Source organism: Hungatella sp. SB206, from assembly GCF_051132295.1.
In the GTDB taxonomy this organism is placed as follows: domain Bacteria; phylum Bacillota; class Clostridia; order Lachnospirales; family Lachnospiraceae; genus Hungatella; species Hungatella effluvii.
In genome coordinates, this window is record NZ_CP096603.1 from 43,643 (window position 1) to 68,284 (window position 24,642).

Annotated in this window: 22 protein-coding genes; 19 read left to right on the forward strand and 3 right to left on the reverse strand. The window is 48.7% G+C overall.

What is annotated here, in order from left to right; all coding sequences use genetic code 11:
* Window positions 1-14 precede the first annotated feature (14 nt).
* The 9 genes from fabD (at window position 15) to M1L66_RS00275 (ending at window position 9,268) form a co-directional block, all read left to right on the forward strand.
* Window positions 15-923 (forward strand): ACP S-malonyltransferase, encoded by a 909-nt coding sequence (gene fabD / locus M1L66_RS00235; protein ID WP_187023462.1) that lies wholly within the window; start codon window positions 15-17, stop codon window positions 921-923.
* 16 nt (window positions 924-939) lie between these two features.
* Window positions 940-1,680 carry a 3-oxoacyl-[acyl-carrier-protein] reductase gene (gene fabG / locus M1L66_RS00240; protein WP_187023463.1) on the forward strand — a complete coding sequence of 247 codons (741 nt, stop codon included), beginning with the start codon at window positions 940-942 and terminating at the stop codon, window positions 1,678-1,680.
* 61 nt (window positions 1,681-1,741) lie between these two features.
* Entirely contained in the window at window positions 1,742-2,980 is a 1,239-nt protein-coding gene (gene fabF / locus M1L66_RS00245; protein WP_187023464.1) for a beta-ketoacyl-ACP synthase II, read from the forward strand.
* A gap of 10 nt (window positions 2,981-2,990) precedes the next feature.
* Complete coding sequence (gene accB, locus M1L66_RS00250) at window positions 2,991-3,497, forward strand: acetyl-CoA carboxylase biotin carboxyl carrier protein (protein WP_434690108.1); 507 nt, start codon at window positions 2,991-2,993, stop codon at window positions 3,495-3,497.
* 123 nt (window positions 3,498-3,620) lie between these two features.
* On the forward strand, window positions 3,621-4,043 hold the full coding sequence (fabZ, locus tag M1L66_RS00255) for a 3-hydroxyacyl-ACP dehydratase FabZ (protein WP_002605463.1): 423 nt from the start codon (window positions 3,621-3,623) through the stop codon (window positions 4,041-4,043).
* 11 nt (window positions 4,044-4,054) lie between these two features.
* Window positions 4,055-5,395 carry an acetyl-CoA carboxylase biotin carboxylase subunit gene (locus tag M1L66_RS00260; RefSeq protein WP_187023466.1) on the forward strand — a complete coding sequence of 447 codons (1,341 nt, stop codon included), beginning with the start codon at window positions 4,055-4,057 and terminating at the stop codon, window positions 5,393-5,395.
* A gap of 219 nt (window positions 5,396-5,614) precedes the next feature.
* Entirely contained in the window at window positions 5,615-7,357 is a 1,743-nt protein-coding gene (locus tag M1L66_RS00265; RefSeq protein ID WP_434690111.1) for an acetyl-CoA carboxylase carboxyltransferase subunit alpha, read from the forward strand.
* Window positions 7,357-8,484, forward strand: coding sequence for an NAD(P)H-dependent flavin oxidoreductase (locus M1L66_RS00270; RefSeq protein WP_434690112.1), 1,128 nt, complete (start codon window positions 7,357-7,359; stop codon window positions 8,482-8,484). The genes M1L66_RS00265 and M1L66_RS00270 overlap by 1 nt, the downstream gene beginning before the upstream one ends.
* Before the next feature lie 112 nt (window positions 8,485-8,596).
* Window positions 8,597-9,268 (forward strand): nucleoside recognition domain-containing protein, encoded by a 672-nt coding sequence (locus tag M1L66_RS00275; RefSeq protein ID WP_002605467.1) that lies wholly within the window; start codon window positions 8,597-8,599, stop codon window positions 9,266-9,268.
* A 48-nt stretch (window positions 9,269-9,316) separates the two neighbouring features.
* Here the strand turns inward: M1L66_RS00275 and M1L66_RS00280 are convergent, their stop codons facing one another.
* A complete protein-coding gene (locus tag M1L66_RS00280) occupies window positions 9,317-10,354 on the reverse strand; it encodes a LacI family DNA-binding transcriptional regulator (RefSeq protein WP_207729198.1) in 1,038 nt (345 codons plus the stop codon).
* Between the two features lie 303 nt (window positions 10,355-10,657).
* On the opposite strand from M1L66_RS00280, the gene M1L66_RS00285 reads away from it, so the two are divergent.
* From M1L66_RS00285 to M1L66_RS00300, 4 genes are read left to right on the forward strand one after another with little or no spacing between them, the layout of a single operon-like run.
* Window positions 10,658-12,037 carry an extracellular solute-binding protein gene (locus M1L66_RS00285; protein WP_434690114.1) on the forward strand — a complete coding sequence of 460 codons (1,380 nt, stop codon included), beginning with the start codon at window positions 10,658-10,660 and terminating at the stop codon, window positions 12,035-12,037.
* Between the two features lie 13 nt (window positions 12,038-12,050).
* On the forward strand, window positions 12,051-12,929 hold the full coding sequence (locus M1L66_RS00290; protein ID WP_187023471.1) for a carbohydrate ABC transporter permease: 879 nt from the start codon (window positions 12,051-12,053) through the stop codon (window positions 12,927-12,929).
* 12 nt (window positions 12,930-12,941) lie between these two features.
* On the forward strand, window positions 12,942-13,763 hold the full coding sequence (locus M1L66_RS00295; protein WP_187023472.1) for a carbohydrate ABC transporter permease: 822 nt from the start codon (window positions 12,942-12,944) through the stop codon (window positions 13,761-13,763).
* 37 nt (window positions 13,764-13,800) lie between these two features.
* Entirely contained in the window at window positions 13,801-16,188 is a 2,388-nt protein-coding gene (locus tag M1L66_RS00300; protein ID WP_434690118.1) for a TIM-barrel domain-containing protein, read from the forward strand.
* 79 nt (window positions 16,189-16,267) lie between these two features.
* Here the strand turns inward: M1L66_RS00300 and M1L66_RS00305 are convergent, their stop codons facing one another.
* Window positions 16,268-17,845 carry a glycoside hydrolase family 43 protein gene (locus M1L66_RS00305; protein ID WP_434690121.1) on the reverse strand — a complete coding sequence of 526 codons (1,578 nt, stop codon included), beginning with the start codon at window positions 17,843-17,845 and terminating at the stop codon, window positions 16,268-16,270.
* Window positions 17,842-18,525 (reverse strand): GntR family transcriptional regulator, encoded by a 684-nt coding sequence (locus tag M1L66_RS00310; protein WP_434690123.1) that lies wholly within the window; start codon window positions 18,523-18,525, stop codon window positions 17,842-17,844. The genes M1L66_RS00305 and M1L66_RS00310 overlap by 4 nt, the downstream gene beginning before the upstream one ends.
* A gap of 271 nt (window positions 18,526-18,796) precedes the next feature.
* Between M1L66_RS00310 and M1L66_RS00315 the strand changes: the two genes are divergently transcribed.
* From M1L66_RS00315 to M1L66_RS00340, 6 genes are all read left to right on the forward strand, one after another.
* A complete protein-coding gene (locus tag M1L66_RS00315) occupies window positions 18,797-20,164 on the forward strand; it encodes an ABC transporter substrate-binding protein (protein WP_434690126.1) in 1,368 nt (455 codons plus the stop codon).
* Window positions 20,165-20,227: 63 nt separating this feature from the next.
* Window positions 20,228-21,121: a carbohydrate ABC transporter permease gene (locus M1L66_RS00320; RefSeq protein WP_187023476.1), complete on the forward strand. Its 894-nt coding sequence runs from the start codon at window positions 20,228-20,230 to the stop codon at window positions 21,119-21,121.
* Window positions 21,122-21,132: 11 nt separating this feature from the next.
* On the forward strand, window positions 21,133-21,966 hold the full coding sequence (locus tag M1L66_RS00325; RefSeq protein ID WP_006771787.1) for a carbohydrate ABC transporter permease: 834 nt from the start codon (window positions 21,133-21,135) through the stop codon (window positions 21,964-21,966).
* The gene (locus M1L66_RS00330) at window positions 21,963-23,120 is read left to right on the forward strand and encodes a carbohydrate kinase family protein (RefSeq protein ID WP_434690130.1); all 1,158 of its coding nucleotides are present in this window, start codon (window positions 21,963-21,965) and stop codon (window positions 23,118-23,120) included. The genes M1L66_RS00325 and M1L66_RS00330 overlap by 4 nt, the downstream gene beginning before the upstream one ends.
* Window positions 23,121-23,123: 3 nt before the next feature.
* Entirely contained in the window at window positions 23,124-24,008 is an 885-nt protein-coding gene (locus M1L66_RS00335) for a class II fructose-bisphosphate aldolase (protein WP_434690133.1), read from the forward strand.
* 94 nt (window positions 24,009-24,102) lie between these two features.
* Window positions 24,103-24,630 carry a flavodoxin family protein gene (locus M1L66_RS00340; RefSeq protein ID WP_187023479.1) on the forward strand — a complete coding sequence of 176 codons (528 nt, stop codon included), beginning with the start codon at window positions 24,103-24,105 and terminating at the stop codon, window positions 24,628-24,630.
* Window positions 24,631-24,642 lie beyond the last annotated feature (12 nt).

Below are 24,642 nucleotides of genomic sequence, written 5' to 3' on the forward strand. Positions count from 1 at the left end.
AGGAGTTACGGATTATGAGCAAGACTGCATTTATTTTCCCGGGACAGGGCGCACAGTACTGTGGTATGGGCCAGGATTTTTATGAGAATACAAAGACCGGAAAAGAGCTCTTTGACATGGCGTCAGAGCTGCTTGGTTTTTCCATGCCGGAGCTGTGTTTTGAAAAGAACGACAGACTGGATATCACGGAATACACACAGGCCGCCATGGTAACCACCAGCATCGCCATGATGCGTGTCCTGGAAGAGGCAAAAGGCGTGAAGCCCGATGTGGCTGCCGGACTGAGCCTGGGAGAATATCCTGCGCTTGCCGCCGCGGGCGTGATGAGCGACGCGGATGCGATCCGTACCGTAAGACAGAGGGGAATCCTTATGCAGGAGGCGGTTCCGGTTGGACTCGGAGCCATGGCCGCCATCCTGGCCCTCGACGCGTCTAAGATTGAAGAAGTGATAAGCGCGATCGACGGCGTTTCCATCGCCAACTACAACTGCCCGGGACAGATCGTGATCTCCGGACGGAAGGAAGCCGTGGAAGCGGCCAATGAGAAGCTCCTGGAAGCTGGTGCAAAGCGTGCCGTCCTGTTAAATGTCAGCGGACCGTTCCATTCTGCCATGCTTGCGGACGCCGGACGGAAGCTGGGCGGGGTTCTGGCCGATGCCCGCATCAACACCCCGGTTATCCCGTATGTGGCTAATGTCACGGCTCAGTATGTGACGAAGGCAGAGGATGTGAGACCGCTTTTAGAGAGACAGGTGTCTTCTTCCGTCAGATGGCAGCAGAGTGTGGAAACCATGCTGCAGGATGGAGTGGATACATTTATAGAAATCGGGCCGGGAAAGACTCTGGCCGGATTCATGAGAAAGATAACAAGAGATGTAAAAGTCATTAATATAGAAAAACTGGAAGATATTGAAAAGCTATAGCGAGGAGGATGCCGGAATGTTAGAAGGAAAAACAGCTGTTGTGACCGGAGCCGGAAGAGGAATCGGGCGGGCGATCGCGCTCCGTCTGGCCGCGGAAGGCGCGACTGTCATTGTCAATTATAATGGTTCCGCGAAACGTGCGGAAGAAGTAGTAAATGAGATTACGGCAGGCGGAGGCCATGCGGAGGCCATCCAGTGCAGCGTGTCTGATTTTGAGAGCGTTGCGGCTATGATGGACGGCGTCATAAAGAAGTATGGCTCTATCGATATTCTGGTAAATAACGCCGGAATCACGAAGGATAATCTGCTGATGAAGATGTCCGAGGGCGATTTCGACGCAGTTATCGATACCAACTTAAAGGGCGTATTTAACTGCATGAAGCATGTAGCCCGCCAGATGATCAAACAGAGAGGCGGCAGAATCATCAATATTTCTTCCGTTTCCGGTGTGCTCGGCAATGCGGGGCAGGCCAATTACTGCGCAGCCAAGGCCGGGGTAATCGGACTGACAAAATCCTTTGCCAGAGAAGTGGCCAGCAGGGGCATTACCGTGAACGCGGTAGCGCCTGGATTTATTGAGACAGAGATGACGGAGGTGCTGTCCGATGCCGTAAAGGCGGGTGCGACAGAACAGATCCCGATGAAACATTTTGGAACCACCGAAGATATTGCCGGTGCAGTGGCATTTCTGGCCTCCGGCGCGGCAGGCTACATTACCGGCCAGGTGATCAGCGTGGACGGCGGAATGGCGATGTAACGTAACTATTCAGCAGATGCACGGTTGGGCAAGAGTTATAATGTAATAAGGAGAGAGCGACATGAAGACAAGAGTTGTAGTAACAGGTATGGGAGCAATTACACCGATCGGAAATGATGTAGAGAGTTTCTGGAACGGACTGAAAGAGAAAAAGGTGGGAATCGGACCGATTACCCAGTTTGATACAACCGAATATAAGGCAAAGCTTGCGGCCGAGGTAAAGGATTTTGATCCTAAGAATTATATGGATCCGAAGGCTGCTAAGCGCATGGAACGTTTCTCCCAGTTTGCCGTAGCCGCTTCGAAGGAAGCGCTGGAGAATTCCGGTATTGATATGGAACAGGAGGACCCGTACCGTGTAGGCGTATGTCTGGGATCGGGAATCGGAAGCCTTCAGGCTATGGAGCGGGAACACAGTAAGCTCCTGGAAAAGGGACCGGGCCGTGTAAATCCGCTGCTGGTACCGATGATGATCTGCAACATGGCTGCCGGTAATGTGGCGATCCAGTTCGGATTAAAGGGAAAATGCTTTAACGTGGTAACTGCCTGTGCGACAGGTACTCATTCGATCGGTGAAGCGTTCCGTTCCATCCAGTACGGTGAGGCGGATGTAATGGTTGCCGGTGGAACGGAAGCCAGCATAGCACCGATCGGTGTGGCCGGATTTACATCCCTGACAGCGCTTACCACTGTTCTGGATCCGATGCGCGCGTCTATCCCGTTTGATCAGGACAGAAGCGGTTTCGTCATGGGAGAAGGCGCCGGTGTTGTGGTTCTGGAGTCCCTGGAGCATGCAGTCGCAAGAAATGCGACGATATACGCCGAGGTGATCGGATACGGCTCAACCTGTGACGCGTACCATATCACATCCCCGGCCGAGGACGGAAGCGGTGCGGCCAGAGCGATGACGAATGCCATCCAGGACGGCGGTATCAGACCGGAAGACGTGGATTACGTCAACGCACACGGAACCAGCACGCATCACAACGACTTATTCGAGACAATGGCGATCAAATCAGCGCTCGGAGACCATGCGAGGGAGGTTAAGATCAATTCTACCAAGTCCATGATCGGCCATCTTCTGGGGGCCGCAGGCGGCGTGGAATTCATCACCTGTGTGAAATCAATCCAGGATGGATTTGTTCATGCGACAGCGGGCCTTGAGACTGAGGGTGAAGGATGCGATTTAGACTACACGAAGGGCGAGGGCGTTTCCAGTGATGTCAATGTGGCAATTAGCAACTCTCTTGGCTTCGGCGGTCATAACGCCAGTATTTTAGTGAAAAAGTTCGAACAGTAGGAGGCCGGATATGGAGATCAATGATATCATCAGACTGATGCAGGCGGTTTCAGAGAATGGCCTGACCAGCTTTAAGATAGAGGAAGGCAACTTGAAGCTTTCCATTAAAAAGGAAAAAGAACAGATTATAACCGTAGCGGGAAACAGCGCGGTGCAGCAGATGATACCGGCAGCAGGCGTGGCAGTAGAAATGGCAGCGCTTCCGGCAGCGGAATATACTGCGCCGGCCGGCAGCGGCGAAGGCGCGCAGAGTGTGGAAAACACGGCCGCAGCCATTGACTCCGATAAGATCGTGGCGTCACCGTTAGTGGGAACCTTCTATAATTCCTCTTCACCGGATGCCGAACCGTTCGTCAAGGTGGGGGATGCGGTAAAGAAGGGCCAGACCCTTGGAATCATCGAAGCCATGAAGCTGATGAATGAGATAGAGAGCGAGTTTGACGGCATTGTGGAAGCCGTTCTCGTCGGCAACGAAAACGTGGTGGAGTATGGCCAGCCCCTGTTCAGAATCCGGTAAGAAGCGATACAGGGCTGTGATTGACAGGAAAGAAAAAGTTGAAAAGAGGTTCAGCCGATTTTTAAGGAATGACAGGGTATTAAATTGGTTGAGGCTCTTTTTTCATAAAGAGGAGAGAGAGTCATGTTAGGTATTAAGGAAATTGAAGAAATTATTCCGCACAGGCACCCGTTTCTGCTGGTAGACTGCATTGAAGAGCTGGAACCGGGCGTCCGCGCCGTAGGATATAAATGCGTTACGTTTAATGAGCCGTATTTCCAGGGACATTTCCCGCAGGAACCGGTTATGCCGGGCGTGCTGAGAATTGAGGCGCTGGCACAGGTCGGAGCCGTCGCGATCTTAAGCGAAGAGGCCAATAAGGGAAAGCTGGTATTCTTTGGCGGAATCGACAAGGCAAAGTTCAAATATAAGGTAGTTCCCGGCGACCGTATGCGTCTGGAATGTGAAATCATCAAGCGCAAGGGGCCGGTAGGCATCGGCAGGGCTGTAGCAACGGTTGACGGAAAAATCGCCGCTTCCGCGGAACTGACATTTATGATTGGATAGGTGGTCGTCATATGTTTGATAAAATATTAATTGCAAACCGCGGCGAGATCGCGGTGCGTATAATCCGGGCGTGCCGGGAAATGGGAATCAAGACCGTGGCGGTCTATTCTGAGGCGGACCGCGACTGTCTGCATACACTTCTGGCAGACGAGGCCATCTGCATCGGTCCGGCTCCTTCCACCCAGAGTTACTTAAACATGGAACGGATCCTGACTGCGACGGTGGCCATGAAGGCAGATGCTATCCATCCGGGTTTTGGTTTTCTCTCGGAAAATGCCAGATTTGCAGAATTATGTGAAAAATGCAATATAACATTTATCGGTCCCTCCGCTGATATTATCAACAAGATGGGCAATAAATCTGAGGCGAGAAAGACCATGATGGAGGCCGGTGTCCCGGTCGTTCCGGGTGGTAAGGAGGCTGTTCACGAAGTGGAAGAGGCGCGCCTCGTAGCGGAAAAGATCGGATATCCGGTGATGATTAAGGCATCGTCAGGCGGCGGCGGAAAGGGCATGCGTATTTCCCGTGGATCGGAAGATTTCGATGCTAATTTCCAGAATGCGCAGATGGAGTCCATCAAGGGATTTTCCGATGACACCATGTATATTGAGAAATACATTGAGAAGCCGAGGCATATCGAGTTCCAGATCATGGCGGATAAGTTCGGCAATGTGGTGCATTTAGGTGAACGTGACTGTTCTATTCAGAGGCGCCACCAGAAGGTACTGGAGGAATCCCCCTCTGCGGCTATATCAGAAGAGCTTCGGAGGAAGATGGGGGAGACCGCGGTACTGGCGGCGAAATCCGTCGGCTACGAAAACGCCGGAACCATAGAATTCCTTTTAGATAAGCACAAGAACTTCTATTTCATGGAGATGAACACCAGAATTCAGGTAGAGCATCCGGTAACAGAGCTGGTATCCGGGCTGGATTTAATCAAGGAACAGATCCGTGTGGCCGCGGGAGAGCCTTTAAGCGTAACCCAGAAAGACGTAAAGATCACGGGCCACGCCATCGAGTGCAGAATCAACGCGGAAAATCCGGAAAAGAATTTCATGCCATGTCCAGGACTGATCACCAATGTCCACGTCCCGGGCGGCAACGGCGTCCGTGTGGACACACATATTTACAACGACTACAAAGTACCGGCAAACTACGATTCCATGCTGATGAAACTGATCGTCCATGGAAAAGACCGTACCGAGGCGATTGCCAAGATGCGGAGTGCGCTGGGCGAATTGATTATAGAGGGAATCGAGACAAATGTGGACTTCCAGTTTGATATATTGAGTCATGAAGCGTATCAGGATGGAGACATTGATACGGATTTTATAACGAAGTACTTTGCGTAAGCAATGAGCAGTGCACCCAGATGAAATTTCGCATTTTCAGATGCAAGCTCGCTTGTATCTGAAAATGTGGAGTTTCATCTGGGTATGGGGCGAATGCCCGACAGCCCTGGGACGCCAGAGGCGTTTCAGGGCTGTCCACTGCGGATGAATCCTCCTAACAAACACTACGCATGCATCTCCCTCCCCCTATCCTCATTTTTTCATAAAGGAGCAAACCCCATGTTAAGAGACATGTTTAAAAAAACATACACACTGATCGACAGCAAATACAAAACACCCGACAAAACAGACGAACCAAACATCCCGGCTGGTCTGTGGAGAAAGTGCAACAAATGCGGTCAGCCCATTTACGCGGAAGATGTGAGAAGTAATTTCTATATCTGTCCCAAATGCAAAGGCTATTTCCGGGTCCACGCCTATCGCAGAATCGAGATGACTGCGGATGCAGGAAGCTTTGAGGAATGGGATAAGGAGATGGAATTTGCGAACCCGCTGGATTTTCCAGGATATGAAAAGAAAATCGAGGCGGCCAGGGAGAAGACAAAGTTAAACGAAGCGATCGTAACCGGAAAATGCACCATAGGCGGAGAGCATGCGGTAATCGGTGTCTGTGACGCCAGATTTATCATGAGCAGCATGGGCCATGTGGTGGGTGAAAAGATAGCGAGAGCAGTGGAGAGAGCCACTAAGGAGCAGCTCCCTGTTGTCATTTTCGCCTGTTCCGGAGGAGCCAGAATGCAGGAGGGAATTGTATCCCTGATGCAGATGGCAAAGACCTCCGCGGCCTTAAAGCGGCATCACAAGGCAGGCCAGCTGTTTGTCAGCGTTCTGACCGATCCGACCACCGGAGGCGTGACGGCCAGCTTTGCCATGCTGGGCGATATCATTCTGGCAGAACCGGGCGCATTAATCGGCTTTGCAGGCCCCAGGGTCATCGAGCAGACCATCGGACAGAAGCTGCCGGAGGGATTCCAGCGTTCTGAATTTTTGCAGGATCACGGCTTTGTGGATAAGATCGTGAAGCGGGAAGAGATGAAAGATGCCATTTCTGCGATCTTAAAGCTTCACCGCTCACCAGATCAGGAGCAGAACGGTGAAAACTTATTTTTCCATGTGGATAACTGCGGACAATCCGAAGCAGCCAGTGGAAAAGAGAAAAAGACGAAGTTTCGCAGAAATAAAAAGAGCCCATGGGATACCGTTCAGCTTTCCAGAAGCTCCGAACGTCCCGTGGCCAGCGATTATATAAACGCGGTATTTGACGATTTTATGGAACTCCATGGGGACCGTTACTTTGGCGACGACGGCGCAATTGTGGGCGGTATCGCCTCTTTCCACGGTATGCCAGTGACAGTGATCGGCCAGGAAAAGGGAAAGAATACGAAGGACAATATCAAACGCAACTTTGGCATGCCTTCTCCGGAGGGCTATAGGAAGGCGCTTCGTCTGATGAAGCAGGCGGAAACCTTCGGCCGTCCCATTATCTGTTTCGTGGATACGCCGGGCGCGTTCTGCGGGCTGGAAGCGGAAGAGCGGGGACAGGGCGAGGCGATTGCCAGAAACTTATTTGAAATGGCAGACATAACCGTTCCGATTCTCTCCATCGTCATTGGAGAAGGCGGAAGCGGCGGCGCGCTGGCGATGGCAGTCGCCAATGAGGTCTGGATGCTGGAAAATGCAATCTATTCGATTCTGTCGCCGGAGGGCTTTGCCTCAATCCTTTACAAGGACAGCAAGAAGGCCAGCGACGCGGCTCGAGTCATGAAGATCACCGCCAGGGATTTAATGGAACTGGGCCTGATCGAAAGAATCATAGCTGAGGAAGAACCGGCTGCAACGGAGAATTTAGCGGAACTGGCGAAGGAAATGGACAGCGCCATGGAGACATTTTTCATAAAATACGCCGCTGTGCCGAAAGAAGAAATTGCCTCCGGGCGATATGACAGATTTAGGAGAATGTGATGGGAAATTTAAGACCATTGGTAATAGGAGAACTTGTGGTTCCGAAGCCAGTTATACAGGGCGGAATGGGAGTTGGAATCAGCCTTTCTTCCCTGGCGGGCGCTGTGGCCAGGGCTGGCGGTATGGGGATTATCTCTACCGCACAGATCGGTTTCCGGGAACCGGATTTTGCAGACCATCCGCTGGAGGCGAATCTCCGGGCGATCGGAAAAGAATTTAAGAAGGCCAGGGGGATATCCCCGGAAGGTGTGATCGGATTTAATATTATGGTGGCGACGAAGAGCTACGCACTGTATGTGAAGGAAGCGGTTAAGGCAGGAGCGGATATTATTATCTCCGGAGCCGGTCTTCCCGCCAGCCTTCCGGCATATCTGGCCGAGGCTGCGGCAGAGATGGGCGCAGCCGGGGAAAAAGTAAAGACAAAGATCGCCCCGATCGTATCCTCTGTCAAGTCTGCCATGGTAATCTTAAAGATGTGGGACCGCAAGTTTCACCGCGTTCCCGATCTGGTCGTGGTAGAGGGGCCGCTTGCGGGAGGCCACCTGGGCTTTTCCCGTGAATCCCTGGAGACACTGGGCGTGGATACTGCGGATGTGGAACACACGTATGATCAGGCTGCCTACGACGAAGAGGTCAGAGGAATTATCCGCCTGGTAGGAGAGTATGCCGAGAAGTACCAGACAGAGATTCCTGTCGTGACGGCGGGCGGAATCTACAGCCATGAGGATGTGATGCATCAGATGGAGTTGGGAGCCGACGGCGTCCAGGTGGCGACGCGTTTTGTGACCACAGAGGAATGTGACGCACCGGACGAATTTAAGCAGGCGTATCTTCACGCGTCAAAGGAAAATATCGTAATCACAAAGAGTCCCGTAGGCATGCCCGGACGGGCGATCAATAACGCATTCTTAAGCGGTGTCGGCCAGACTCCCTTTAAGCTGGAACATTGCTACCAGTGTCTCGAGAAATGCGATAAGAAGACGATTCCCTACTGTATCACCAAGGCACTGGTGAATTCCGCGGAAGGGAATACGGATGAAGGGCTTGTGTTCTGCGGAAGCAATGCGTTCCGAGCGGAGCGGATTGAAACGGTGGATGAGGTAATGAGGAATTTGATGGGGGAATAAAAGAAAACGGATTTATCACAGCGAAACAGAAAAAAGTTAAATAATATTCGGTTATAAAACAATTTCGGAAATCATAAAATAGCAATAAAATCACCACGGCGGTTGAATTAGTATGTTAAATTATCTCTGGGCGTTTATGATGGTGGTAGGCGTTTTATGGGCGGCGTTCCATGGAAATTTAAGCGCGGTTACCGACGGGGCGCTCTCGTCGGCAAAGGAAGCCGTCATGCTGTGTATCACAATGTTGGGAGTGATGTCCTTCTGGACCGGGATCATGGAGATCGGGCAGAAGTCCGGCCTGATTGAACGGTTGTCCCGGAGGATGGGGCCGGTGCTTCGTTTCCTTTTTCCCAGAATACCGAAGGATCATCCCGCCATGGATCACATCGCCACGAATATCATTGCCAACATCCTGGGTCTGGGCTGGGCCGCTACGCCGGCCGGGTTAAAGGCCATGGAATCCCTCCAGGAGCTGGAGGAGGAGCGGCGGGAGGAAGAGCAGACAGAATCAGGGAAAAATAGCCTGGATAGCTCTAAGAAGCGCCAGATGCAGAAGTCACCGCGCGCCGTACCACTGGGAACAGCCAGCAATGAAATGTGTACGTTTTTAATTATTAATATCTCATCCCTTCAGCTGATTCCGGTCAACATGATTGCGTACCGGAGTCAGTATGGGAGCACGAATCCGGCGGCAGTGGTAGGACCGGCAATTGTGGCTACGCTGGCCAGTACGATCGTGGCAGTTGTATATTGTAAAGTAATGGACAGAAAACGGGGAGCATAAGGCTCTCCGTTTTTTAAGGCCCGGCTGATGGCCCGCTGACCTCAGGCATTACAGCAGCGACAGCGTAGACTGCCGCTCCACCAGCTCCACATCCAACTGGACATGCGGCTGTTCCACATGTCCGGTGCGGAGTTTCTCCAGCAGCAGTTCCATGGCTGTTTCTGCCTTCTTGATGACATTCTGTGAGATTGTCGTCAGCTTCGGCGTCGTGTAGGTGGAGACTGCCAGGTTATCGTAGCCGATGACGGAGAGATCCGTGGGAATCCGCAGGCCCCCCAGTCTGGCGCCCTCCATGATGCCGATGGCGCAGATATCGGCCGTGGTGACAAGCCCGGTGATCTTAAGGGCGCTGGCCGCGATGGCCTTGCCGGCGGCGATCCCTTCCTCGTATGAGGGAGAATAGGAAAAGATGCAGTCGGGATCACATCCGAGTCCGCTTTCTTCCATGGCGGTCCGGTAGCCTTCAAATCGGTCTGTTAAAAGAGGATTGCCTTCGTAATTTGCCACGAAGGCAATTTTTTTATGTCCGCGGTTAATGAGATAGCGAGTCGAGAGGTAACAGCCCTTTCGGTCGTCGGAACAGACATTGATGACCTCCGGATTGTCTGTTCTCGCGTCGAAAAGGACTACAGGAAGATGAGTCTCTGCAACAATCGCGTTGATGGAATCCTCAAAACGGTCTCCCAGGCGGGGATAGAGAAAGATTGCGCCGTCAACGTTCCAGTTGCGCATCAATATAGACAAATCATCCTGAGACCGGACTGCGCGTATCATGACGAAGTATCCGTTGTCACGCAGCTCTCTTTCAATCACACCGATCATGGAGCTGACGTACGGATTGTCAAAGTAGCTAACCGAAGTTCCGCTGTCCTCCTTGTCATCCAGGGGAACGATAACTCCTATAATATGAGAGGATTTGACCGTCAGGCTCCTTGCAGACAGGTTCGGAACGTAATTGTACTCTTTTATAATGGAATTTACTTTTTCTATGGTTGCGGCAGATACGCGGCTGTGCTTTCCGTTGATTACGTTGGACACGGTCATCATGCTGACGCCGGCTTTTTCTGCAATATCTTTTAATGTCATGTTTTTATCCCCATTTCTTAAAATATATTTAGCGCTAAATATATTATACACTATGAAGTTGAAAAACGCAAATTTATTTTGACGAGTTTTGGTATAAGTGCATAGTTTAAACCCGTTTAAACTATTTAAATATGACAAAATACAAAAATAATATTGACAGTAGCTTGTTCGAGTGGTATTCTCATGTTAGATTTAACGCTAAACCTTAACAAAACCAATTGCAGCGATTACCGTTTTTAGAAAATTTTCAGAAAACAGAGACTGAAGCGGTGACCACGCGAAAAGAACAAGGAGGAGTTTAAAATGAAGAAATGCTGGATAGCAGCCGGCCTGGCGGCGGCGATGGTGGTAACAAGTCTTACAGGATGCGGCAGCTCGGACGGAAAAAAGGCTGCGGAGAACGCAGCGGCAAACGCAGCAGTAAACGTGCCGACAGAACCGTTTGGCGATACGGTAAAGTATGGTCCGTCGCAGCCAATTAACGATGGAAAAGACATTTCCGTTGAATTCTGGGAATGGGGCAGTGACAATCTGTTTCAGGAGCTGATCGACGGTTATACGGCAATTCACCCCAATGTTTCCATCAAACTGGTCAACAATCCATGGGACGACTACTGGACAAAACTTCCTCTTTCACTTGGCGGTGCAAACGGACCTGCAATTTTCAATGTACATAACAGTCAGCATGAAAACCTGATTAACTATATGGCCCCGTATGAGGTATCATCAGACGATTTGGATGCGGATTTTAACGGCGTAAGCGCCCATGTCATCGACGGCAAGGTTTACTATATTGACTACGGCATCATGACAGGCTCTGTTTACTATAACAAGGACATGTGGGAGGCCGCGGGGCTCACAGACGCGGATTATCCAAAGACCTGGGATGAGATGCGGGAAGTGGCGAAGAAGCTGACAATCAAAGAGGGAAACAGCTTTGTACAGGCCGGGTTAAACTTTAACGGAACCTTCCATCAGAATTACCTACTGGGCTTGAATTACCAGCTGGGCCAGGATTTATTCGAAGATGACAAAAAGACAGCTACTGTCAATAATGACGCCATGAAGGAGGTTATGCAGCTTCTGGTGGATTTATATGAGGTTGACGGAGTCGGTTCCAAGGATTTCGGAGCAGAGGGCGCGGACAGCTTTGGACAGGGACAGTCAGCCATGACAATCCAGTGGGGCCATTTTAACAATACGTTAAAGACAAACTTCCCGGATATCAACTTTGGCGTCTTTGAGATTCCGGTATTTGCGGAAAATCCATATGCTTATAACCGGTATAACGGCGAGTCTACATTTGGTATCAATAAGAATGCTCCGGCGGATCAGCAGGCCGTTGCACAGGATATTGTGAAGTATTTCCTGGCAAACAATGACATTCAGAAGAAGTTCAACATTGCCATGAGCACCTTCCCGGCGAAGAAATCACTGGCTGAGGATGCGGAGATTCTGGCTAATCCGTCTATGGCGGTTCTGGCCGATCATATCGACCGTTACATCTGGCCGGGCCCGATGCCGGCGACCATGGAGACATCTTTAAAGACCGCCGGTGAAAATGTATTCTTTAACGGCATGTCCATTGACGATGCGCTGGCTGAGGCGGAAGCGACCATACATAACGATATGAAGAACAGCAGTTTTGAATCAGTAGAAAGCCTTTATAAATACGCGGAGTAGAGGAGGGAAAATCATGTTCCGAAAAACAAATCCCCTGCAGAGCAAAAGCGAGATCCTGCTCCGCAATATCACAGTAACCGGAATGATTCTGTTCTACACAGTATTTTTGCTGGTGCCGATTGGGATCGCATTTGCAGGCAGCTTTCACGAATGGAATCCGCTGAGCGGCATTTACCGGTTCAATGGTATTGAAAATTATGTTAGTGTATTTACCAGCGCGCTTTTTGGCAAATCCATGCTCAATACCCTGATATTTTCAGTTGTTGTTATCTTCTTCCGTGTAGGGCTGGGCCTTGCTATTGCTATAGCGATCTACTCAAACCTGATTAAGCATAAAAGCTTTTTCCGCGCAATTTATTACATGCCGGTGGTTACGCCGATGGTGGCGGTGGCGTTTGTGTGGAAATTCCTGTATAATCCGCAGATTGGTGCGATCAACCAGATCCTGGGACTGGATATCAACTGGCTGATGAATCCGAAGACTGCACTGCTTGCCATTATGATTATGACGATCTGGAAGGATTTCGGCTATGCGGTCGTTATGTTTATGGCAGGCCTCTACTCCCTTCCCAGCGATGCCATGGAGGCGGCGAGAGTGGATGGCGCGTCTTCCTGGCAGACCTTCAAGTATTTAACACTTCCGCTGTTGAAGCCCATGACGCTGTTTGTGGTGATTACGTCCATCATTTCCTATATCCAGGCGTATGTACAGGTGTTGATCTTAACGGAAGGCGGTCCGGGAACAGCCACCTACCTCTCCTCTTATATTATTTATAATGAGGCATTCGTGAAATACAATTTCGGATATGCATCCGCGATGTCCTTTGTACTGTTTGTCATCACCGCGGTATTTACCTGGCTGTCATTCCGGGTATCCGGGGATTCGGAATAAGGAGGAGATGTCATGAAAAAGAAGGTAAGCAGTATCGTACTGAATCTTGTTTTACTGGTACTGGGAGTCGTGACCGTGTATCCGTTTTTATGGATGCTGGCCTCCTCTTTTAAGAAAAACAGTGAGATCGTGGCCCTGCACCAGACCTTTCTGCCAAAGCTGTTTACGGCGGGAAATTACGTGTCCATGAATGCTCATTTTAACTTCATGAGATTCTTTGCTAACAGTATTTTTATTACGCTGGCTATCACGGTGATCGTGATCTATACCAGCACCCTGTGCGGATTCGTACTCAGCAAATATAAATTTAAAGGAAGAGACGCGCTCTTCGGCCTTGTGCTGGCGACCATGATGATTCCATGGTGTGTCACCATCATTCCGAGATACTCCATGATTAAGGCCTTTGGCTGGATGAACTCCTATGCCGCACTGATCGTGCCTGCGTCATTTTCCGGCTTCGGTATCTTTATGATGAAACAGCATATTGCATCCGTGCCCAATGAAATACTGGAGGCCGCCAGAATTGACGGGGCAAATGAGTTTTATATTTTCCATAAGATTGTGATCCCCATGTCAAAGAACGGGATTTCCAGTATTGCCATATTCCAGTTTTTATGGGCGTGGGAAGATTTCCTCTGGCCTTATCTGGTTATTGATGACAGCAAAAAACAGCTTTTGTCCGTTGGTCTTAAGATGTTTAACGGGCAGTATTCCACAGATTACGGCGCACTGTTTGCAGCTACTACGATTTCAATCATACCGGTTCTGGCGGTTTACCTATTCTTCCAGAAACAGTTTATCGCAGGAATCGCCGCGTCGGCAGTGAAGGGTTAAAGACAGGAATGGTTAATGGCAGAAGGAGAATATGGTGATGAGAGATATTTTTAAGGTTAAGACAAACCCTGCGGCCTGCGGGGAAAATATAGTGCTGGGAGACTGCTACCGCATCAGCGTGCTGACAGACGGACTGATCCGGCTGGAATATCAGGAAAACGGCCATTTTGAAGACCGTCCCTCACAGATGGCGTGGAACCGTGATTTTAAACCAACCCAGTACCGGGTCATTAAGACGGAAGACGGGATTGAGATTCTGACAAAACGGATTCATCTGATCTATGATGAGAAGAAATTCTCTAAAAACGGATTGAGCATCCAGGTGATCGGGAACTTAAGCGCATACCACAGCATCTGGCATTACTCTGAGGAAATTCATGATCTGAAGGGAACCGCAAGAACGCTTGACGAGGTGGATGGCTCTACGGAGCTGGAGCACGGAGTCCTTTCCCGGTTTGGATATTCTGTTCTTGATGATGGAAAAAGCATGCTCCTGACAGAGGACGGCTGGGTTGAGCCGAGATGCGGCGGGGGCGAGGATCTCTATTTCTTCGGTTACGGCCATGACTATCTGGAATGCCTGAAGGACTTTTACTATCTCAGCGGCCGTTCCCCCATGCTTCCTCGTTTTGCCCTCGGGAACTGGTGGAGCAGGTACTACAAGTATACGGAGGAATCGTATCTGGCTTTAATGGACCGGTTCGAGCGTGAAGATATCCCATTTACGGTGGCTGTCATCGATATGGACTGGCATCTGGTGGATATCGATCCGAAATACGGCAGCGGATGGACCGGGTATACGTGGAATCGCAGCCTGTTTCCCGATCCGAAGCGTTTTCTTCAGACGCTTCATAAACGCGGGATGCGGACGACTCTGAATGTCCATCCGGCGGAAGGCGTCCGGGGCTTTGAGGAAATGTATCCGGATATGGCAAGAGCGCTGGGCGTGGACTGGGAGAAGGAAGATCCGATTAACTTTGATATTGCGGATCCGGCTTTTCTGGAGGCTTATCTTGAGTATGCGCACCATCCTTATGAGGAAATGGGCGTGGATTTCTGGTGGGTGGACTGGCAGCAGGGGAATAACAGCAAAATTCCGGGACTGGATCCGCTTTGGATGCTGAATCACTACCATTTTCTGGACAGTAAGAGGGAAGGAAAACGCCCGATGACATTTTCCCGGTATGCGGGTCCGGGGAGCCACAGGTATCCGGTAGGATTTTCCGGTGATACCATCACCACATGGGAATCCCTCGATTTCCAGCCGTATTTTACGGCGAACGCTTCCAATATCGGCTATGGCTGGTGGAGTCATGATATCGGAGGCCACATGAGGGGCTATAAGGACGACGAGATGGAGGCGCGGTGGGCGCAGTTCGGCGTATTTTCTCCGATTATGCGGCTTCACAGTTCCTGCAGCGAGTTTAATGGAAAAGAACCGTGGCGCTTTAAGAAGGAGTCGGAGGCTGTGATGGGTGAGTTCCTGCGCCTGCGCCACCGTCTGATGCCTTACCTTTATACCATGAACTACCGGGCGAGTGAGTCGGCTGAGCCGATGATCATGCCGATGTATTATAAGCATCCGGAATCGGCGGAGGCCTACGAGGCGGCCAATCAGTATTATTTCGGAAGCGAGATGATCGTGGCGCCCATTACCGCGCCGAGGATTAAAAAGATCAACGAGGCAAAGGTGTGCGCATGGATTCCGGAAGGGACTTATATCGATTTCTTCAGCCATATGGTGTATGAAGGCGGAAGAGTCATGGAGCTCTACCGGCCGCTGGAGACGATTCCGGTACTGGTGAAGGCCGGAGGTGTGATTCCCATGACGGACAGCACCGGGGCCGCCGATGTGACGAAAAACCCGGAGACACTGCGAATCCGGATCTTCGGAGGCGCGGATGGCGCATTTATGCTGTATGAGGATGACAATGAGACGTGTGATTACGAACAGGGCGTATGCGTGACGACGGAGATGAAGCTTGACTGGGAGGGGGAGAAACAGACCTTTACCATTGATTCGGCCAGGGGAGCGCTGGAACTGATACCTGAGAAGAGAAATTACGTTCTGGAGTTTGCCGCGGTGACGGATGCAGAGTGCCGTGTGAGCCTGAATGGCGGGGAAACCGCATGCAGAAAGTCTTATGATGCGGACCGCAGAACACTGACCCTGGAGATCGATCAGGTTAGTACTGCAGAAACGCTGGTTGTAATCTTTGAGACAAACATGAAGCTTTCTGAAAACCCGGTGGAGAAGCTTGCCTTTGAGTTTCTGAATCAGGCGGAGACCACGTTTGAGACAAAGGAAATGTTGTTCAGGCGGATCAGGGAAGGGAAGAGTTTGAAGGTCTTTCTTTCGGAGCTGCAGGCGATGGAGATTGATGGGGAGATTAAGGGGGCGCTGGTGGAGATTTTGACGGCATAAGACACTTATGCTTAACAGAGGGAATGAACGCCGTCAGGGCAGTGAATTACAGGAATGTACGTCACTGCCCTGACGGCTTTTAGTTTATTTCTCCGGTATATTCAAACCAGTCAAAATCAGCATGATTTTGAGATTCTTTCCCATCTGCTGTTGCATACAGTGCGATATAGGTTCCGGTAAATCCCCCGGCAGTCTCTTTATTTAAGATTGTACCGGATACGGTAGTTCCGGCCGGTATCCAAGTCTGACCATCTTGAGAAAAATAAAAATCAATGGACTGATACCTCATATGAATTTTGAAATAAATGCCGTCGTTTTCGTATGGAGCTGAATACAGTCTGGTATTGTCACCACAGATCTGACGTGTCAGGACAATGGAGACTCCGGTCTCTGTACTTTGGAGCATCAGGGAATAATAAAACTGGTTATTATAAAACATGGTAATTCCTGCGGCTTCGCCTAAAGCGGCTGGAATAAATTCCATAAAAGTTCTCGCGGTAAAGCTCATATGCTGCTGACGTCTTCCTATAAACGCTGGACTGGCGGCCTCTGACAGTGTGTGACGGTTGAGGTACAGCCTTAAGAAACCGGGCCGATCGTTTAAGCTGAAGGTTTCATAATCCGGAGTTCTTAGTATATTCCAGCACATCCCCAAATCCTGTGTAAGAAAATGATCGCACGCCGGTTCCGGCTCCCAGATACATTCCGGAAGATCAGGCCCTGGGTAAGAGAATTCCACGCAGCCTGTCTGAGGACTGAATACGGGCCAGCCGTCTTCCCATACCATAGGAACTGCAAAAGTTTCACGTCCCAGATTACGGTAATCGCCGCCGTCTGGACGTGAGGCCAGAAGAACAGCCCACCATGATCCGTCGTTCAGTTCTATAATATCAGCATGACCAGTGCTGTTAATTGGATAATCGCGTTTCAGGTTCCGATGAGTGATCAGGGGATTGCGAGGGTTGCATTTGTAAGGTCCAAAGATAGAGCGGCTGCGGAATACGGTGCTGCAGTGGTTATGGTCCGTACCGCCTTCGGCAATGATCAGATAATACCAGTCTTTTATGTGATACAGATGCGGCCCTTCGGGAGCCACGGCATCATACAGAGCTCCGTGCTCCAAAAGTGTGACTCGTTCTCCAACGAGTGTTCCTGTAGGAAGATCCAGGCGCTGAAGCCAGATATGACGGCTTTCACATTCCGGGATGTCTGGATTTGGCCTTCTGTTGCCAAGATAATAGACTTCATCTCCATCAAATACAAGTGTCGGATCGATTCCTTCTGCTCCCTTTATGATCACAGGATCAGACCAGGGGCCGGCCGGATCAGAGGCGGTGACATAGAAATTAATATTGTCGTAATAAGGGGCATTGCCCACCAGGGTAGTCACTACATAGAATGTATCAGTCTTTTCATGATAGCGTATGGTAGCAGCATAGATTCCTCTGGAGGGGAAGAGCCCGTCTAAATTTGCCTGACTCTTTCTGGTAAGAACATGCCCAATCTGATGCCAGTGGACAAAATCTCTGGAATGAAAGATTGGTATTCCCGGAAAATATTCAAAGGATGAGGTGACGAGATAATAGTCGTTCCCCTTTTTGCATACCGAGGGGTCTGGATAAAAGCCAGGCAGCAGCGGGTTGCGCAGTGTGCTCATAAGGTCCCTCCCAGATTCTGGCTGAATAAGAGGCGGAATGATGTCTCCTTGGAATTTAAAATGTGCTGGCGCATGGCTTCTGCAGCCTCATTCCAGTTGCCCTTCAGACACTCACTTAAAATTGTCAAATGGTCGGTCTGCTCATCCGCTGCCTTCTCTCTCGAACGAATACCAGACAGGGTACGGTAGCGAAGATTTTGATTGTGAATAGCAATATAGCTGTTTTTAAAATAAGTGTTTGGGCAGGCGTTCACAATCCACATATGAAAATCGTCATCTGACGTAGCGGAGAGGGACTTATCTTCTAAAAGCTTTGTATCAGAAAAAAGCTGATAGTAGCGCAGCGTCTCATCCGTATCCAGGGTATTGCCGTAATTCTTTAGGATATATGGTTCCAAAAGAAGACGGAATTCATATGTCATGTTCATGTCATTAATGGATAAATTAGAAATCATAACTCCCTTTTTGGGAAGGATTTTAACGAGCCCTTCCTGTTCCAGTCTTCCGAGCGCGTCTCTGACAGGGGTTCTGCTGACCCCTGTTTCTTCACAGAGTATCTCCTCATTCAGAAATGTCCCTGGTTCATATTCACAACAGATAATCTTGTTTTTGATAAATTCGTAAGTGCTGTATTTTAATGTGTTTCGGCCTTTTCCGCTTTCTGAACGTTCAGTTTTCATGTTTCCCTCCTTGTTATGAGCACTTAGTGGCTGTTAAAAGATAAAATAAAAACAACAATGTATACAACGTATCCTCATGATTAATAATCATATAGCATAGATGAAAAAAAAGCAAGAGAAATTCTTTCCATTATTTGGAATTACCGCTAAATAATAAGATATGATAGAATAAATGTATAAAAATATAAAAATACATTTGACAAAGTTGTGTAAATGTGATAATAATTAAAATATCCGATGATGTATACAACAAATGAAAGGAGAAGGAGATATGAAAAAATTAATGACACTGGTGTGTGGAGCAATGCTGGCAGCAGGAATCTTAAGCGGATGTGGAAGCCAGGAAAAGGCGGTGGAACCGACGACGGCTGAAGCTGCGAAGGAGACAACTCAGGAGGCAGGAGGAGATACTACAGCGGAAGCTGCTAAAACGGAGGCAGAGCCCGTCGATTTCAGTTTCTGGTGTATATCTGCTCATGAGGCATTTTACAGATCTCGAATAGACGCGTGGAATAAAGAAAATCCGGATAGACCTATTCAAGTAGATCTGGTCAGTGTAGGTGGGTCAGACAGGCAGAGTAAGCTTCTGGTAGCACTGCAGACGGGGCAGGGAGCACCCGATTTCTGTGACGTTAATATTATCCACTTTGGTGTGTATTATGATTTTGATGAAATACCATTTGTGTCTCTTACAGATCTGGTGAAGGATGAAAAAGACAAGTTTATTAAGAGTAAGCTGGATATGTACTCTTATAATGGGGAGCTATACGGATCTCCGACACAGGCTGGTGCCAATGTTGTATTTTACAATACAAAAATTATGGAAGAAGCAGGTGTAGATATCGACTCCATTGTAACATGGGACGATTTTGTTAAGGCCGGGAAGAATGTTGCAGAAAAGACAGGAAAGCCAATGACGGCTGTTGAAACTACAGATATGTATCCATTCCAGTCTATGGTACTTCAGAAAGGATCTGATTTCTTCGACGCAGAAGGAAACGTCATCATTAATAATGAGACTAATGTGGAAATTCTGGAGTATTTAAAGTCCTGGCTGGATGATGGAATTGCAGTTACGATGCCGGGCGGCTCCAATACCTCAGAGAATTTCTATGAATTCTTTAACAATGATGGTATGGGCGCGCTGATTATGCCTCTGTGGTATATGACGAGGCTTGAAGAGTATATGCCTGACTTAAGCGGTCATTTAGCCGTAAGACCAATGCCTGTATGGGAAGAGGGGCAGCAGTATACCAGCGCTTGTACCGGTGGAACGGGAACAGTTATTACCAATCAGTGCGAGAACCAGGAACTGGCAAAAGAATTTTTATATTTCTGCAAATTGAGCTATGATGCGAACAAGGAGTGTTATCTGCAGCTGGGATTTGCGCCATTTAGAAGCGATGTATGGGAGGATGAGGCCCTTTCTGTAAAACGGGAATTCTTCAATAACGAGAATGTATTTGGCAATGTGGCGGCTTCTTTAAAGAATTCCAACGCGATCCATAATAATCCAATGGTTCCAAAAGCCTTTGATATTGTATCCTCCGATGTAATGTATTCTGTTTTTGAAGCCGGAACATCGACACCGAAAGAGGCCCTGGACAGGGCTGCTGACACGCTGAATTCCCAGAAGTAAAGTATCCGGGCGGGTGCCGTCTGACTTGACTGGCGGTACCCGTTTCTAAAAGGAGATGATGTTGTGAAATACTTAAAAAAGCTTGCATACAGCAAAAAAGCGGCACCCTACATATTTCTTACCCCATTCATTCTGTCGTTCCTGATCTTTAATTTATATCCGATTATCAGCTCCTTTTTAATGAGCTTTCAGAAACTAAAGGGATTTAACAGCTATACCTGGGTGGGACTGAACAATTATAAAAACTTATGGAATAAAGACTTTTTCACAGCGGTTAAGACAACAACACTGGTGACGGCCGTCGAATGTGTTGTACTTACTGTATTTCCGTTAATTCTGGCAGTTGTACTCAATACAGGCCTTTTTAAACGAAAAAATTTCTTCAGGGCTGTATTTTTTATTCCGACACTGGCCTCAACGATTGTGGCAGGTATCGTATTCCGGATGCTGTTTTCCGACTCTGGCAATGCGTTTATGAACTCACTGTTAAATGTGTTTGGTTTCGAGTCACAGAACTTCATGCTGAATTATAAATGGAGTATTACCCTAATGGTGGTCTTAAGCACCTGGAAAAGCGCTGGACTGTATATGATCTATTTCCTGTCTGGTCTCCAGACAATTCCAAGAGATGTCTATGAGTCGGCTGAGATTGACGGGGCCGGTGAATTAAAGAAGCTGCTTTATATTACGATTCCTCTGCTAAAACCGATTATTATCTACGTCTTTACTATCCTGATCTTTGAAGGGTATCGTACCTTTGGAGAGAGCTACGTATTCTGGAAAGAATCCATGCCGGGAAACCTGGGGATGACAATTGTCAGATATCTGTACCAACAGGGCTTTACGTATGGAAATCTGGGATTCGGTTCTGCAATTGGATTCGTCCTTCTTGGTATTGTGCTCATTATTAACCTCTTACAGCTTAAAGGATTTGGGCTTTTCAGAGACGACGATTAGGGGGATTGAAAATGAAAAAAACAATTATACGGTTTGTGGTGAGAATTTTGTTTCTCCTGCTGGCAGTGATGATGCTATTCCCCATATATTTTATGGTGATAGCCTCTTTAAAGCCTACCAGTGCACTTTTTAAAAATGGAATCGCCATGGTCTGGCAGTTTGATAATCTCTCTATACAGAATTATATCTATACAGTGACAACAAAGTCCGGAATTTACTTAAAATGGTATGGGAACAGTATTTTGGTTATGGCTGTATCGACGGTGCTCTCCTTATTCTTCTCATCTATGGGAGGGTATGCGCTGGGAGCTTATAAATTTAAGGGAAAAAAGTTTCTGTTTACTCTTACTATGATTGTCATGATGATACCGTTGGAAATTCTTCTTATCCCGTTATATCGCATGATTATAAACATGAAACTGATCAATACAAAGACTGGTTCCATTCTCCCCTTCCTGATTCAGCCTACGGCCATGTTTTTCTTCCAGCAGTTTGTATCCGGAATCAGTAAGGATTATATGGATGCGGCCCGAGTAGACGGCTGTACTGAGTTTGGCATCTATTTTAAGATTATGACTCCTCTGATGCGCCCGGCCTTCGGCGCAATGACCATTCTGCTGGCATTGCGCAACTGGAACGCATTTCTGTGGCCTCTCATTGTGTTTACCACGGATTCTGCCTACACACTTCCCGTGGGACTTGCTTCTTTAATCAGCTCTTATGGAAATAATTATGAATTCCTGATTCCAGGAGCAGTATGTGCGCTGATACCTCTGGTCATCATATTTCTGTTCAACCAGAATCAGTTTGTGGAAGGCCTGTCGGCAGGAGGTGTAAAGGGATGAAAAGAACTGTGGTTGCCGGGTCTCTTGTACTGGATATTCTGCCGGTATTTCCGCACGCTGTTACATCTGATATGCTGCTGGCAGAGGGAAAGGTAACGGAGTGTCAGGGGATGCGTATCTACATGGGAGGCGAAGTGGGGAATACGGGAATTGCTCTGCATCGGTTGGGGGAACCGGTGTTTCTCATAAGTAAGACTGGGGACGATGGAGCGGGATTCCTGATCCGGGAAATGATGAAAAAGGAAGGCGTTCCTTCACTTATTATGGAGGCAGAGGGTATCTCTTCCACCGCAAGTATCGCTTTGGCGGTTCCGGGAAGAGATAAAAGTACAATTCACAGCAGAGGGGTTTCCCAGACCTTTGTGGCGGATGATATTCAGGGGGATTTGCTGAAGGAGGCGGACTGGTTTCATTTTGGATATCCTACTTCTATGAAAACTCTGTATGATCGGACTGGAGAAGAATTTATTCGGATGCTGAAAAAGGTGAAACAGTATGGGCTGGGAATATCGGTTGACATGAGTCTTCCTGATTTAAATACGGATGCTGGTAAGACGGATTGGCTGCCGATTCTGGAGAAGGCGCTCCCGTATATTGATATTTTTATGCCGAGTATAGAAGAGGCAGTCTTTCTGTTTATGCACCGGACATATCAGGAGATGGCAGCGCAATATCAGGGAAGGGATATGACGGAGGTGTTGGGTGAGGAGTTTATTCTTACCATTGCGGACCGTGCGCTGGAAATGGGGACTAAGGCAGTTTTGTTAAAATGCGGGAAAAGAGGTATGGTATTAAAGACCGGAGAACACTGTCCCTGGGGGGAATCATGGAATGGAAGAGAACTGTGGTGCACGCCTTATAAGCCTGAAAAGATTCGTTCTGCTACAGGCGCAGGCGATACGGCGATAGCCGGATTTTTAAACTCTTTTAGACGGGGCTGTACGCCGGAGAAGGCGCTTGATATGGCTGCGTTTACTGCTCTTAGATGTATGGAATCTTATGATACCGTAAGTAGAATCGGTACTTATCAGGAGATGGAAGCGATAAAGAAAGAGGCGGGGGAGCGGTTAAACGGGCCGGATAGCAGTGTGTGGACGTATTGTATGGAATCCGGATGCTATGTGGGGAAAAATGACAGAAGAAAGGCGAAATAAACGATGTATGTATCAATGAAACCTATTTTAGAGCATGCTCATATTCATGGATATGCGGTTATGGCGATGAACAGTATCAACATGGAGATGGTACGGGCTGCAGTAAATGCCGCCCAGGCAGAACATTCTGCGGTTATCATTAACATTGGAATGGGACAGATGAAAAATCACGCACATCCGGAAGATATGGTGCCCATGATCCGGCGGCTGGCGGAGCGTGCTTTGGTACCTGTAGCTTTAAACCTGGATCATGGACAGGACTTCACCTTTATCTGTGAGTGCATGAAACAGGGATTTTCGAGCATTATGATAGATGCATCCGCGCTTCCGTATGAGGAGAATATAGCCAGGACCCGTCTGGTTTGTGAAATGGCTCATCCATTAGGGATCTGCGTGGAGGGAGAGCTGGGCCATGTCGGCCAGGCCGCGGACGGTGATGACGAAAATGGCGGGCTCTATACGGAGCCTGGTCAGGCGAAAGAGTTTGCAGACAGAACCGGTGTCGATGCACTTGCAGTGGCAGTAGGTACTGCGCATGGGAATTATCCGAAAGGAAAGACACCTAAACTGGATTTTGAAAGGATACGTCTTTTAAAAAAGATTCTTAACATGCCCCTTGTACTGCATGGCGGTTCAGGTGCAGGAGAAGAGAATTTAAAGAAAGCTGTAGCATGCGGTATTAATAAGGTGAATGTGTGTACGGATGCATTTGGCATAGGGATCCAGTCAATCGAGAAGCAGATAAATGAAAATCCGGGAGTGGATTATATGCATCTCTGCATGGGGGTGGAGGAAGAATTGACCAACTATATAAGAACGTTTATGAGAACAATAGGATCTTCCGGACAATACTATTTCGGAGAAGGTCCCTTGTCGGGAAATGAATAAATAAGACACCTAAAAACACTTGAAAAACAGCCCCAATCCACCTATACTAATCATAGAAGCACCATGGCAGGTCAGCGGAGAAGGAGGCTTTAATATGAACATTTTAGTAGTAACGGGAAGCCCGAGAAAAGGCGGTAACACAGAGATTTTGGCGGATGCATTTGCTCAGGCCGCGAAAGAGAGCGGCCACGAGGTGACCGTGCGGAAGTTAAGCCGGCTGAAGGTAGGCCCCTGTCTGGCCTGCGAGCACTGTTTTACCCATGACGGCGTCTGTGTGCAGAATGATGATATGAACGAGATTTTGCAGGATGTACATAAAGCGGATATGCTGGTGCTGGCGTCGCCTATCTACTGGTTTGATATATCCGCACAGATCAAGTGCTTCATCGACCGGATGTATGCGTGCGCCAAAACGGGATTTCACATCACTTCGGCGGCCATGCTGCTGGATTCCGGCTCACCGGGAGTCTATAACGCGGCCCAGGCCCAGTTAAAGGACATCTGCGATTACTTAAAGTGGGAGAATAAAGGAGCTTTTACGGCGCCTGGTATGGTGGAGAAGGGAAGTATCTATCAGTCCGCGGCGCTTGCACAGGTCAGGACGTTTGCGGAGAATCTGTAGGCATGGGGCCGG